This is a genomic window from Mesorhizobium sp. M0011 (assembly GCF_040324155.1).
In the GTDB taxonomy this organism is placed as follows: Bacteria; Pseudomonadota; Alphaproteobacteria; order Rhizobiales; family Rhizobiaceae; genus Mesorhizobium.
Genome location: NZ_JAMYVQ010000007.1, coordinates 214309 through 226417 on the forward strand (window position 1 = coordinate 214309; position 12109 = coordinate 226417).

13 protein-coding genes are annotated in these 12109 nt (G+C 61.9%); 6 read left to right on the forward strand and 7 right to left on the reverse strand.

Annotated elements, in window-relative coordinates; genetic code table 11:
• Positions 1 to 140: 140 nt before the first annotated feature.
• Positions 141 to 338 carry a hypothetical protein gene (locus NKK51_RS11050; protein ID WP_352552781.1) on the reverse strand — a complete coding sequence of 66 codons (198 nt, stop codon included), beginning with the start codon at positions 336 to 338 and terminating at the stop codon, positions 141 to 143.
• On the opposite strand from NKK51_RS11050, the gene NKK51_RS11055 reads away from it, so the two are divergent.
• Both NKK51_RS11055 and NKK51_RS11060 read left to right on the forward strand, forming a co-directional pair.
• On the forward strand, positions 337 to 897 hold the full coding sequence (locus tag NKK51_RS11055; RefSeq protein WP_352552782.1) for a polysaccharide biosynthesis C-terminal domain-containing protein: 561 nt from the start codon (positions 337 to 339) through the stop codon (positions 895 to 897). The genes NKK51_RS11050 and NKK51_RS11055 overlap by 2 nt on opposite strands.
• Positions 891 to 2012 (forward strand): glycosyltransferase family 2 protein, encoded by a 1122-nt coding sequence (locus NKK51_RS11060; protein WP_352552784.1) that lies wholly within the window; start codon positions 891 to 893, stop codon positions 2010 to 2012. The genes NKK51_RS11055 and NKK51_RS11060 overlap by 7 nt, the downstream gene beginning before the upstream one ends.
• Positions 2013 to 2065: 53 nt before the next feature.
• Here the strand turns inward: NKK51_RS11060 and rbsK are convergent, their stop codons facing one another.
• Genes rbsK through NKK51_RS11075 form a run of 3 tightly spaced genes read right to left on the reverse strand, consistent with a single transcriptional unit; the run spans position 2066 to position 4532 of the window.
• Positions 2066 to 2995 carry a ribokinase gene (rbsK, locus tag NKK51_RS11065; protein ID WP_352552786.1) on the reverse strand — a complete coding sequence of 310 codons (930 nt, stop codon included), beginning with the start codon at positions 2993 to 2995 and terminating at the stop codon, positions 2066 to 2068.
• Between the two features lie 4 nt (positions 2996 to 2999).
• Positions 3000 to 3452: an RbsD/FucU family protein gene (locus NKK51_RS11070; protein WP_352552787.1), complete on the reverse strand. Its 453-nt coding sequence runs from the start codon at positions 3450 to 3452 to the stop codon at positions 3000 to 3002.
• A 21-nt stretch (positions 3453 to 3473) separates the two neighbouring features.
• On the reverse strand, positions 3474 to 4532 hold the full coding sequence (locus tag NKK51_RS11075) for an ABC transporter ATP-binding protein (protein WP_127288682.1): 1059 nt from the start codon (positions 4530 to 4532) through the stop codon (positions 3474 to 3476).
• 288 nt (positions 4533 to 4820) lie between these two features.
• Here NKK51_RS11075 and NKK51_RS11080 point away from each other — a divergent pair, with 288 nt between their 5' ends.
• The 3 genes from NKK51_RS11080 to NKK51_RS11090 all read left to right on the forward strand — a co-directional run bounded on the left by NKK51_RS11080 (position 4821) and on the right by NKK51_RS11090 (position 8619).
• Entirely contained in the window at positions 4821 to 6485 is a 1665-nt protein-coding gene (locus tag NKK51_RS11080; protein WP_127288684.1) for an ABC transporter substrate-binding protein, read from the forward strand.
• Positions 6486 to 6573: 88 nt separating this feature from the next.
• The gene (locus tag NKK51_RS11085; RefSeq protein ID WP_127288686.1) at positions 6574 to 7695 is read left to right on the forward strand and encodes a carbohydrate ABC transporter permease; all 1122 of its coding nucleotides are present in this window, start codon (positions 6574 to 6576) and stop codon (positions 7693 to 7695) included.
• Positions 7696 to 7701: 6 nt separating this feature from the next.
• Positions 7702 to 8619: a carbohydrate ABC transporter permease gene (locus NKK51_RS11090; protein WP_126069360.1), complete on the forward strand. Its 918-nt coding sequence runs from the start codon at positions 7702 to 7704 to the stop codon at positions 8617 to 8619.
• Positions 8620 to 8898: 279 nt separating this feature from the next.
• On the opposite strand, the gene NKK51_RS11095 is transcribed toward NKK51_RS11090, so the two are convergent.
• A complete protein-coding gene (locus NKK51_RS11095) occupies positions 8899 to 9642 on the reverse strand; it encodes a creatininase family protein (RefSeq protein ID WP_352552789.1) in 744 nt (247 codons plus the stop codon).
• Positions 9643 to 9645: 3 nt separating this feature from the next.
• Positions 9646 to 10284 (reverse strand): SIS domain-containing protein, encoded by a 639-nt coding sequence (locus NKK51_RS11100; RefSeq protein WP_502902454.1) that lies wholly within the window; start codon positions 10282 to 10284, stop codon positions 9646 to 9648.
• 105 nt (positions 10285 to 10389) lie between these two features.
• Between NKK51_RS11100 and NKK51_RS11105 the strand changes: the two genes are divergently transcribed.
• Complete coding sequence (locus tag NKK51_RS11105) at positions 10390 to 11412, forward strand: aldo/keto reductase (protein WP_352552791.1); 1023 nt, start codon at positions 10390 to 10392, stop codon at positions 11410 to 11412.
• A gap of 138 nt (positions 11413 to 11550) precedes the next feature.
• Here the strand turns inward: NKK51_RS11105 and hupB are convergent, their stop codons facing one another.
• Complete coding sequence (gene hupB, locus NKK51_RS11110; protein ID WP_023810287.1) at positions 11551 to 11823, reverse strand: DNA-binding protein HupB; 273 nt, start codon at positions 11821 to 11823, stop codon at positions 11551 to 11553.
• Between the last annotated feature and the right edge of the window lie 286 nt (positions 11824 to 12109).

The window sequence follows — 12109 nt, forward strand, 5'->3', positions numbered from 1 at the left end:
GGCTTCGGAGAAATGTCGACATTAATTGTCAAAAAATCTCCTTGGATGAGGCAACTCGGATTGTCTCGTATCTGAGTTGAATCTCCCAAGCATGGACGCAAGAACGCCTCGGCATTGACGACGTCACGCTCTGGTCGCGTTCACCGGCGCAAAGCAAGGCGCCGCCCAATCTTGTCGGTGGCCCCCCGCTGCGCGCCTGCCTCCGCTCCCATCGAAGCTACAACCGTGCCCGAAAAAGTCATCATGGCTGCACGACCTGTCAGCCCGATCAGGACATCCATCGAAAATTGTGAGAAGAAGGTCGGGCTAAGACGGTCAAAAGCGGAGGCTTTGTACATGAGCGATCACACCAGCCTGAATCTTCTGGAGACAACACTTGCCGCCGCCAAGCAGGATCAACGGACTCTGGACGAGCAGCGGCAAAGCACTACGCCCCTTGTGGACGGCATGTCTTTTTTCGACAGCATCCGACACAGTGACGACCGCGGTAGCGTCACGGAGATCTATGACCCGCGCTGGGGTTGGCATGCCGACCCGCTGGTCTTTTCCTACATGTTCACAATTCGCCCTGGCGTGGTGAAGGGGTGGGGCCTGCACAAGCTGCACGAGGACCGCTATTTTGTGATCAGCGGCGAGATGGAACTGGTCCTTTATGACCCCCGCCCCGAATCCAGCACATATGGCAAGGTTTCGAAGGTTTACCTCTCCGGCAATCGTCCACGCCTGGTCAACATTCCGAAATTTGTCTGGCATGCCGACAGAAACATCGGAACATCCGACCTAGTTGCCATCAATTTCCCAACGATACAATACGATCACGCAAATCCCGATAAGTACCGCCTGCCGATCGATACCGATCTCATCCCCCATGATTTCGGCAGCGCCAAGGGATGGTGAGCAAGCCCCGCTTTTCCATCCTCATGCCGACGCACTCGCGCGTGGATGTCATCGGTGTGGCCATTCAATCGGTGCTGGACCAGACCGTCGAGGATTTTGAACTGCTGGTCGTCGGCGACGGCTGCGCGGCCGGCACGGCCGAGGTGGTCGGAGCCTTCCATGACAGCCGCATTCGCTTCTTCGATCTCCCCAAGGCGCCGAACTTCGGCTACGCTAACCGCAACATCGTGCTGCGTGAGGCACGCGGCGAGTTGATTGGCTTTGCCGCCGATGACGACCTCCTGTTTCCGGATCATTTTGAGATCCTGGCGGATGGCCTCAAAACTGGAGCTGCCATCGCGTACAGTCAGGCGCTGTGGGTTTCCACCGATGGCATCGCAGCCCCCTTCCTGACCAATCTGGACCTGGCCGATGAGTTCAGGGTGTTCACTGAGGTCGGCAACACGATACCCGCCAGTTGCTTCCTGTATCGGGCCGATTGCCTGCCGTCGCGAGATGTCTGGCCCGAAGACGTCGCATCGGCCGGGGACTGGCAATTGTGGCGGCGAATCATGCGCGAGAATCCGCGAAACCCCTTCACCTATTGCCGCGTTCCAACCGTCCTGCATTTCAGCGCCGCATGGAAAAAATCACGGCACTCCGCAGTATCCCAACTCGCCACACTGCTTGATATCGCCGACAGAGCCGGCTGGTGGCCTTCGGCCTTGCGCGTCTGGATACCGAACGCCAGCAAGGAACAATCCGAGTACTCGCGCCTCATGCGTGTTGATCCCAGGGCCTGGAGCGAGCAGATGCGCCGTGCCGTCGGGGATCTGGTAGCGCGCCTTGCCTGGGAGGATGTGCAGACGATCCGACCGATGCTTGCATGCGCTGAAGCCGAGAAGACGACATTGCATTCTGAAATCTCAAGGTTGCGCAGTGAGCTTGAGGCGGCTCACCAAAGCAGCGTCGGGCTGCAGAGCGCCGCTTCGGATGCCAGGAACGAGAAGGACGAGATCGAACAAACGTTGCAGGCTTGCCAGCTGCAAGTCGCGGCCTTGCATCAGTCCAGAAGCTGGCGCTTCACAGGCCCGCTGCGCAATATCTCCACAAGCTTGCGTTCGAAAAAACCATAGGGCCTCAAGAACTGGCCGGAGGCGGCGTCAGCGGCCAGTCAGCCAAGCCGATCTTATCCCCCAGCCAGCAGCGCCTCGACCTCCCGAAGCGTCGGCATTGACGGCGCGGTCCCTGGCCGGGTCACCGAAATGCCAGCGACGGCGCAGGCGAAGCGCACCGCCTGCAGCGGCTCCACGCCTCGCGACAGTGCTGCGGCCAGGCCGCCATTGAAGGCATCGCCTGCCCCCGTGGTTTCGGCCACCGGCCCGGCACTGACGGCTGGAACATGGTCGGAGCGGGTCTTCGAGTGCAAAAGCGCGCCCTTGTCGCCGAGCGTGACGATGACCGTGCCGACCCCCTTTTCGAGCAGGCTGTCCGCGGCGCGCCGCGCATCGTCGACCGTGGACACCTTCATTCCGGTCAGTTCCTCCGTCTCGGTCTCGTTGGGTGTGAGGTAGTGGCACAGCGTGTAGATGCGGTCGGGAAGCTTTGCCGCGGGGGCCGGATTGAGGATCGTCGTCACCCCTGCCCCACGCGCGATCTCCAGCGCCCGCATGGCTGCTTCGATCGGCTGTTCGAGTTGGGTGACAAAGACGCCGGCACCGCCGATCAGCCCGGCATTGGCTTCGATATCGGCTGACGAGATCAGCATGGCGGCACCGGGGCTGACGATGATGGCGTTGTTGCCGGTGGTCTCCTCGACGAAGATGTAGGCGGCACCGGTGTAGCTTTCCGGCGTGTCGATGACGGCATTCTTGACGCCCGCCTGCGCCCAGGTCTGCCTGGCCATGTCGGCGAAGGGATCGACGCCGAGGCGGGTGAGGAAGGTGACGTCGGCGCCGAGCTTGCCGGCGGCAATGGCCTGGTTGGAACCCTTGCCGCCCGGCCCCAGCGTGAAGGATGTGCCGAGGATCGTCTCACCCATGCGCGGCTGCCGCTGCGCCCTGTAGGCCGTGTCGGCGACGAACACACCCAGGATGACGACCGGCTTGCCCAAAGCCATGCCGCTACTCCGCATCCGGCGGCACGACGCCCTTGCGGAAGGCGAAGCAGCCATAGAAGCGGCGCTCGCCGGTCTGGATGACACAATAGGCCTGCTTGGCCCGCTCGTAGAAGGCGTAGCGCTCGACCGCTATCATCGGCCACGACTTGCCCTCGGCCGCGTCGATTTCCTTCTGCACTTCCTTCTGCACGGCGGGAATCTCGTCAGGCTTGCCGACAATCTCCATGCGCGCGGCGGAGTCATCAACGAACGTGTCCAGCGGGTAGAGCGACAGCACCGCCTTGACCACTTGCGCCGCCGAGGCATCGATGCGCAGCACGCGGCCGAGCGCCGTCTGGCGCGCCACCGAATCGGACGGAAAATTGGTGTCGGCGATGATCAGATCATCGCCATGCCCCATTGCCCGCAATGCCTGCAGCACGTCGGCATTGAGCAGCGGGTTGATGCCTTTGAGCATGGTATTCCTCGTGAGTTGGGATCAGAGACGCTTGCCGGTCTCTGCGTCGAAAAGATGGATCTGGTCGAGCCTTGGCTTCAGCTTGAGCGTGTCGCCCGGCTTGAAGTCGTGGCGCTCGCGAAACAGCGCCACCATCTCGCCTTCGCCGAAGCGCAGGAACACCAGCGTTTCCGAGCCGGTCGGCTCGACCACCGAAATCTTCGCCGGCACGCCATCGGGATGGATCTCGAGATGCTCCGGGCGCACGCCATAGACGACCGCCTGGCCGTCCTGCGCGGCATTGCCTGGTGCAATCGGGAACAGCGTGCCAGCGATGTCGACACCAGGCTTGTCGCCCTTGCGCATCACTCCTTTGAGCAGATTCATCGAAGGCGAACCGATGAAGCCGGCAACAAACAGATTGGCCGGTCTGTCGAACAGCTCCAACGGCGCGCCGACCTGCTCGATGCGGCCGTCGCGCATGACGACGATCTTGTCGGCCATGGTCATGGCCTCGATCTGGTCGTGGGTGACATAGATGGTGGTGGTCTTCAGCCGCTGGTGCAGTTCCTTGATCTCGGTGCGCATCTGCACACGCAGCTTGGCGTCGAGATTGGACAGCGGCTCGTCGAACAGGAAGACCTGCGGATTGCGCACGATGGCGCGGCCCATGGCCACGCGCTGGCGCTGGCCGCCGGAAAGCTGGCGGGGATAGCGCTTCAGATAGGGATTGAGGTCGAGGATGTCGGCGGCGCGCTTGACCCGCTCGGCGACCACGGCCGGATCGGTTTTCCTGAGCTTGAGCGCAAAGGCCATGTTCTGCTCGACCGTCTTGTGCGGATAGAGCGCATAGTTCTGGAACACCATGGCGATGTCGCGCTTGGCCGGCGGCAGATGATTGACGACGCGGTCGCCGATGGCGATCGTGCCGGCGGAGACGGTCTCCAGCCCGGCCACCATCCTGAGCAAAGTGGACTTGCCGCAACCCGAAGGGCCAACCAGCACCACGAACTGTCCGTCTGCGATATCGACGCTGACTTCGTGCAGAACCTTGACCGTTCCAAAGGCCTTGGCCACCTTGCTGATCGCGACTTGCGCCATATCTCCCCCATCGGCTCCATTAGCCGTAGGCGCAGAAGCTAACCAACGCGACCTGCCAGGGCAAGTCGGTCTCTTATAGATAAAAACCCGCTCTCGTTGACACGGCGTTTGGTTGTGAGAATAGTGGCAGGCGCTGGTCAAAATGTCGGTACCCGATCCGCAGGGAATTTCAATCGACGCAGGGTGGGGTCCTGCCTAATTCGTTTCCGAACCGGGGAGCATCGTTGGCGCTCCAGCGTCCGACAGTTGGCCGATTTATTCACACTGATGTTCTGGGAGGAATAGGCGATGAGAACGGGTCTTTACGACAAACTGGTTCGAGCCGGCGCCACAAGGCGCGATATATTGAAGGGTGCGGCCAGCATGGCCGCGATCGCAGCCGCATCCGGCGCCGGACTTGGCGCCTTGACGCGCCCGGCCTCCGCGGCAAGCGAATTGCGCACAAAAATCCTGCAGATCCCCGGCGTCGGCAAAGGCCAGCCGACGGACGCCGATTTCCAGAAGGTCGGTGAACTCTGCCTCGAGGCGACCAAGGCCAATGTCAAGGAAGGCGAATTCGCCGGCGTCGAGCTGACCTTCATGGGTCTCAACAACCAGAACCTGCACAATGTGCTGTTCCGCGGCTTCCTGAAGCCATGGGAGACCTACACCGGCGCCAAGATCAACTGGATCGACCTGGCGCAGGCCGATTACAACGCCCGCCTGCAGCAGTCGATCGCGACCGGCACCGTCGACTTCGACATCATCGAAATGGGCGCGCCGTTCGAAGGCGATGTCTGCGGCAAGGGCCTGACGTCGGAAATGCCCGACTGGGTCAAGACCCAGATCGATTTCGACGATCTGGTCAGCTATCTGAAGCCGCCGGTCGGCACCTGGGACGGCAAGCAATACCGCGTGACCGTCGACGGGGACGCGCACAACTTCAACTACCGCACCGACGTGTTCGCCGATGCCGACCTCGCCAAGGCCTGGAAAGACGGCGGCGGCGAAGGTGAATGGGGCGTACCGAAGACCTGGCAGCAGGTTCAGGCGGCGACCAAGTTCCTCAAGGGCAAGAAGCTCAAGGACCAGGACGTCTATGGCTATCTCGACGCGCCAAAGCCCTGGGGCGGCTTCGGCTTCTATTTCCTTGGCAGCCGCGCTACCGCTTATGCCAAGCACCCCGACGACAAGGCCTGGCTGTTCGACGCCGACACGATGAAGCCGCGCGTCAACAATCCGGCCTGGGTGCGCGCCATCCAGGACGTCATCGACGCGCTGCCGTCCGAACCCGCCGACCAGATCAACGCCGATCCGAACACGACCGCCTTCCAGCAGTTCCTGGCCGGCACCGGCTCGATGGTCACCTGGTGGGGCGATGTCGGCTCCAACGTCAAGACCAACGACTCTTCCGTCGTCGGCGACGTCACCGGCTTCTCGATCCTGCCGGGCTCGGACGATGTCTACAATGCGAAGACCGGCGCCTGGGACAAGCTCGCCAGCGGCCCGAACTATGCGCCCAACTGCGCCTATCTCGGCTGGGGCGTCTATGTCATGGCCCGCGTCGATGCCGACGAAAAGAAGAAGAAGGCGGCATGGTCCGCCGCCGCTCATCTCGGCGGCAAGGACCTGTCGATCTGGACGGCGATGTATCCATCGGGCTTCCAGCCTTACCGCAACTCGCATTTCGACATTCCGGAATGGGTGGCGGCCGGCTACGACGAGGCGTTCATCACCTCCTACCTCAAGTCGGAATCCGACAGCTACAACCATCCGAACGCGGCGATCGAGCCACGCATCCCCGGGATCTTCCAGTACTACAGCGCCGCCGAGGACATCCTGGCCAACACTTTCGCCGGCAAGATGAAGGCGCAGGAAGGCGCCGACGCCATTGCGGCGGCCTGGGAGAAGCTGACCGACCAGATCGGCCGCGACAACCAGATCAAGCTCTACAAAGCTTCGCTCGGCATGTAGGCTGGCCTATGAACCGTGGTCCGGCTGCAACGCCGGACCACTTTAGACCGGCTCCGGCTCCTCGAGAGCCTTCAAACGGGCGAGATTTGTGGCTGACCAGACTTCGACCGCGAACCAGTGGCCGGCAGATGCCGGCCCTTCCGATCTGATCTCTCCAGGCCGCAAACGGTTCGGCTGGGCGCTGATGGCCGTTGCGACGCTTGGCCTGCTGGCGACGATCGTGCTGGAGATCCTCTACAAGGGCAGCGCCGATACGATCGGCTTCGAGACCTGGCGCCCTGTCGTCTATGCCTATGTTCTGTGGGGCGTGGCGATCGGCGTCGGCCAGGTGCTGACGCGCGGTGAGGACGGCCAACGTGCCCTGTTCCTGCTGCCGGCGCTGCTGTTCACCATCGCCATGGTGATCTTCCCGACGCTGTTCGGATTCTACATCGCTCTCACCGACTGGAACCTCAGTTCCTTCAGTGGCCGCAAGTTCAACGGGCTCGACAATTTCTGGCAGATGCTGGCCGATCCCTACTACCGCAACGCGCTGTTCAACATGGTGCTCTATGTGCTGGCGGTGGCGGTCGAATATGTCATTGCCTTCGGCCTGGCGCTGCTCCTCAACGCACAGATCCGGGCGCGAAAATTCTTCCGCGTCGTCTTCCTGATGCCGCTGATGCTGTCGCCGGTCGCGGTGTCGTGGATGATCGGCAAGTCGCTGATGGAATACCGGTTCGGACCGGCCGCAACGCTGGCCCGCCATCTCGGCTGGGAAAATCCGGCCTTCTTCTCGGACCCGATCATCGCGCGCATATCAATCATGATACTGGATGCCTGGACCTTCATTCCGTTCATGATGATCATGCTGCTGGCCGGGCTGCAGGCGATGTCGCGCGAGGTGCTCGAAGCCGCACGCGTCGACGGCGCCAGTGCGTGGCAGACCTTCTGGCAGGTCACTTTTCCGCTGATGCTGCCGGTGTCGGTGACGGCGGTGATCCTGCGCATCATCTTCAAGCTGAAGCTTGCCGACATCATCATCACGGTGACGTCGGGCGGCCCGGGCGGCGCCACCGATTCCGTGTCGAGCTTCATCTACCGCGAATATCGCGACCGTTCGAATGTCGGCTACGGAACCATGCTGGCGATGGCCTATCTGGTGATCATCGTCGTGTTCGTCACGTGGCTGTTGAAATTCGCCAATCGTTTTGTCCGAAATGTGAATTGAGCTGAGATGAGCGTTCAGACTACCGAATATGTCGCCTCGGAGATCCGCTCGCCGGCGAGCTTCCTCGCCAGCCGCGTCTTCATCTATGGGGCGCTGGCCTTCTGGGCGTTCATCTGCCTGTTCCCGATCTACTGGACGATCACGACCTCATTCAAAACGGCGGTCGATGTCACGCAAGGCCATCTCATTCCCTTCGTCGACTTCCAGCCGGATTGGAAAGGCTGGCGCTCGCTTGGCCTGTCGCCGGACTCGATCTTCCAGACCTCGACGGTGCGCGAGGAATTCCTCAAGCGCTTCATGAATTCGGTGATCACCTCGGTCGGCGCGTCGAGCCTCGCCATCGTCATCGGCAGCCTCGCCGCCTACGGGCTCACCCGCTATCGCTATCATTTCGCCTGGTTCAAGAACGAGGACATCTCGTTCTTCTTCCTGTCGCAGCTGATCCTGCCGCCGGTGGTGCTGGCGCTGCCCTTCCTGGTGCTCTACCGGGAGGTCGGCCTGCTCGACACGCGCATCGGGCTGATCCTGCTCTACACGCTGATGGTGCTGCCGATCGTCATCTGGATCATGCGCGACCAGTTCAACTCGATCCCGGTCGAGCTCGAGGAAGCCGCACTTGTCGACGGGCTGTCGATCTGGGGCGCCTTCTTCCGCATCGTCATGCCGATCGCCTTGCCGGGCATGGTCGCCGCCTTCATCCTGGCGATGGTGCTGTGCTGGAACGAGTATTTCTTCGCCGCCCTTTTGACCTCGACCGACGCCAAGACCATCCCGGTCATGGTGGCGAGCCAGACAGGCTCGCAAGGCATCAACTGGTGGTCGATGGCAGCGCTCGCCACGGCGGCCATTGCGCCTCTGGCGGTGATCGGCATCGCGTTGGAACGTTATCTGATCATGGGCATGACCGCGGGAGCGGTGAAGTAGCAGCGATCGGCGCCAGGCTCCATCACTTCGTCATCCTAGGGCGGAGCAAGGAGCGAAGCGACGCGGCGCAGACCCTAGGATCCATGCCGTGACATCGGCGCTCCGCCACGGTGAAGAAACTTTTGACGCGAGGAAAGGCCGCTGCGAACCGCTTCTATCCTGCGCCGCAGCGTTCGTTGGCTGCGGTCACGGCATGGATCCTAGGGTCTCCGCGAGGTCGCTTCGCTCCTGCTTCGCCCTAGGATGACGAACTACCAAAGCCGCCCGACAATCTCGTAGCTAGCTCCTCAGAATCATCCGCAGGTGATCGAGGATCATAGCCACACCCTTCTGCCCAAGCTCGGCCGAAGCATCCTTGGCGCTCGCCGTGTACCAGCTCTTGTTGTCCTCGAAGTGACCGGCATCGACAGCCTCCGGGCATAGCGCCAGCATCAGCGATGTCTCGCCGATGCCGGCATGATCGAACGGGTACTTGCCGTTCATGTCAGCCGGCATCAGCGGATGAACCTGCACCCAGTTGAAGAAATTTTCACCCGCGGCGTGCCCGGAGTAATAGTCCGCCATCGCCTCGGAGCCCCACCAACCCTCGCCACGTTCCTTCTCGAGGAAGCGGAAGATCGCCTGGCGGCCGGCGGTCTTGAACGCCAGATCGGTCGGCATGCCGGCAGCAAAGTTCTCGGTCTGGTGATGGATGATGGCGTGGATGTTGCGAAAGCCGATGCGCAGCAGGCTGTAGAACAGCTCCTCCCCGAACGGCGCCAGCGCGTTGCCGCCAACCTGCACCGAGCCGCTGCCCTCAGGCGGCGCCACAGCGTAGCTCGCAGCACCGTAGTAGAAGGGCGGCAGGATGACGACGTCCCTCTCCTTTTCGAGCAGCTCCAGCGTCTTGATGACGGCCAGCGTGTCCATGCCGACGGCCATGTGCTCGCCATGGTATTCGAGCACGCCGAGCGGCAGAGCGACCGGCCAATTCTCGGCGATCGCCCTGCGGATCTGGTGTGGCAGCATCAGTTCGTAGCGCATGATCTATTCCATGTTGGTGTGGCGGGCGCGCATTGCTTCAGGCGACGCGCCAATCAATTCCCTGAGCTTCAGCACCATCACCTCGAACAGCAGGAACAGTGCGCCTTCGAACACCGAGCCCATCGGCAGGACCGATGTTTTTTGCGCCCCCTGATCGTTGGCCATGGTCTGCGCGGGAATGAGCAGGGTGAAGTCGGCAAGCCTTGCCGCGCTGGCTTCGGCCTGGGCGGTCAACAGGAGATTGGTTGCACCTGCTTGGCGCGCGACCTGCATCAAGGTCAGCACGGTCGAGGTCTCTCCCGGCCCGGAACTGACCAGGAAGACATCGCCCTGCCCCAGCGGCGGTGTGTTCATGTCGCCGACCACGGAAACCGGCAGGCCCAAATGGTAGAGCCGCATGGCAAAACCCTTGACCTGCAAGGCCTCGCGGCCGCAGCCATAGACGACGATCTGGCGGGCGCCGGCCAGCATTTTGCAGGCGGCGTCGATCGGGCTTTCGTCGATGCGTGCCAGCACGCCGCCGAGCTCCTCAAGCGCGGTCTCGAACAGGCTTTTGCTCTTGTTGCTCACCGCAAACCTGCCATTGAAAATTACCCTGGTATTTGCCGCTCTTGCTGCCATGAACGGCTTGATTTCGTTCATGCTAGCAACCGTGAAAATGCGTGTCCAACGCGCAGCGATGCTTTTGCCTGACCACAGGCATGATAGTGTCATGTCAGACAAATCAAGCGAGGCAAACGGCAGCATATGAAGACACGGCATTTCGACCGCATCGGCAATGGCGGCATCACTTTCACCGAGCTCGGCTTCGGCACGGCGCCGCTCGGCAACCTCTACCGTGCCGTCTCCGACGAGGACGCCAACGCCACGCTGGAGGCCGCGTGGGCGACCGGCTGCCGCTACTACGACACCGCGCCGCTCTATGGGCTCGGCCTCTCGGAAACGCGGCTCAACCCGTTCCTGCGCGGCAAGAAGCGCGACGACTATGTGCTGTCGAGCAAGGTCGGCCGCATCATGCGTGCCTGCCCGCCCGAAGAGCGCACCGGCATCGGCAAATTCTTCGACACGCCGTCGCGCCGCGAGGTGTACGACTACAGCTATGACGGTGTCATGCGCTCATTCGAAGCCTCGCTTGAGCGCCTCGGCGTCGACCGGATCGACATCCTCTTCGTGCACGATGTCGACATCTTCACCCATGGCAGCAAGGAAGCCTCCGACCGGCGCCTCGAAGAGTTCATGCGCTCGGGCTATTACGGCTTGCTGTCGCTGCGCGACCAGGGCGTGATCAAGGCGTTCGGTGGCGGCATCAATGAGTGGCAGGTCGCGCAGACGCTGGCCGAGCGCGGCGACTTCGACCTGTTCCTGCTGGCCGGTCGCTATACGCTCTTGGAACAGGAGGCGCTGACGTCCTTCCTGCCGCTCTGCCAGGCACGCGGCATCGGCATCGTTCTCGGCGGCCCCTACAACTCCGGCATCCTGGCAACTGGACCGAAGCCCGGCGCCTACTACAACTACTCCGAAGCGCCGAAGGACATCCTCGACCGCGTCGGCGGTATCGAGAGCGTCTGCAAGCGCCATGGCGTGCGGCTGATCGAGGCCGCCCTGCAATTCCCGCTGCTGCATCCTTCAGTCGTTTCGGTGATCCCCGGTGGGCAGCGGCCGAGCGAAGTCGAGAGCAATCGCTCGCTGCTCGATGCGAAACTGCCCGTGGCGCTTTGGGCCGATCTCAAGAAGGAAGGTCTGATGCGCGCCGAGGCGCCAACCGCATAAGCCGGCCGCCGTCGCGTCAGCGTCTGGCACAAAAATGAAAAGCCGGGCGGCTTTTCTGGTCTCGTGTACCCGCGCAGGGCGTAAAAAATGAAAAGCCGGGCAAGCCCGGCTTTTCTGGTCTCTGAAAAGAAAAAACGCTTAGTTGACTGCGTCCTTGAGGCCTTTGCCGGCCGAGAACTTCGGCACGGTACGCGCCGGGATCTTCACTTCGGCGCCGGTCTGAGGATTGCGGCCGGTCGAGGCGGCACGCTTTGACACGGTGAAATTGCCAAAGCCGACAAGCCGGACATCGCCGCCCTTCTTCAGTTCGCCGGTGATGGTGGAAAATACCGCATCGACCGCCGACTGCGCGTCACCCTTCGAAATGCTCGCGGCGTCGGCGACAGCGGACACCAGTTCGTTCTTGTTCATAAAAATTCCCTTCCATGAGAACACCGGAACTAACGACTCATCCGGCAGGAAACGGACTGTAGAAAGAAGCGTTGCCGCAACCAAGCCGAAAAGGCAGGAAAAAAACGGAAAAAGCCCGGAAATGCTGGGTTTTTCACATGAAAAAGCCGGGCGCTAGGCCCGGCTCTCCGTTTGTGCGCTGCAACCTTGACGAAAACCAATGCATGGCCCTGAAAACCGTAGCCGGTTTTCGGCAGGGGCCATGCACAAGTCTGAGCGTTAGAGCGTCCTTTGTGCGTCCAGATGG

Coding starts and splice junctions, on each gene's coding strand:
- NKK51_RS11055 (WP_352552782.1), top strand. CDS start 337: ATGAGCGATCACACCAGCCTGAATCTTCTGGAGACAACACTTGCCGCC.
- NKK51_RS11050 (WP_352552781.1), bottom strand. CDS start 338: ATGTACAAAGCCTCCGCTTTTGACCGTCTTAGCCCGACCTTCTTCTCA.
- NKK51_RS11060 (WP_352552784.1), top strand. CDS start 891: ATGGTGAGCAAGCCCCGCTTTTCCATCCTCATGCCGACGCACTCGCGC.
- rbsK (WP_352552786.1), bottom strand. CDS start 2,995: ATGGCTTTGGGCAAGCCGGTCGTCATCCTGGGTGTGTTCGTCGCCGAC.
- NKK51_RS11070 (WP_352552787.1), bottom strand. CDS start 3,452: ATGCTCAAAGGCATCAACCCGCTGCTCAATGCCGACGTGCTGCAGGCA.
- NKK51_RS11075 (WP_127288682.1), bottom strand. CDS start 4,532: ATGGCGCAAGTCGCGATCAGCAAGGTGGCCAAGGCCTTTGGAACGGTC.
- NKK51_RS11080 (WP_127288684.1), top strand. CDS start 4,821: ATGAGAACGGGTCTTTACGACAAACTGGTTCGAGCCGGCGCCACAAGG.
- NKK51_RS11090 (WP_126069360.1), top strand. CDS start 7,702: ATGAGCGTTCAGACTACCGAATATGTCGCCTCGGAGATCCGCTCGCCG.
- NKK51_RS11095 (WP_352552789.1), bottom strand. CDS start 9,642: ATGCGCTACGAACTGATGCTGCCACACCAGATCCGCAGGGCGATCGCC.
- NKK51_RS11100 (WP_502902454.1), bottom strand. CDS start 10,284: ATGAACGAAATCAAGCCGTTCATGGCAGCAAGAGCGGCAAATACCAGG.
- NKK51_RS11105 (WP_352552791.1), top strand. CDS start 10,390: ATGAAGACACGGCATTTCGACCGCATCGGCAATGGCGGCATCACTTTC.
- hupB (WP_023810287.1), bottom strand. CDS start 11,823: ATGAACAAGAACGAACTGGTGTCCGCTGTCGCCGACGCCGCGAGCATT.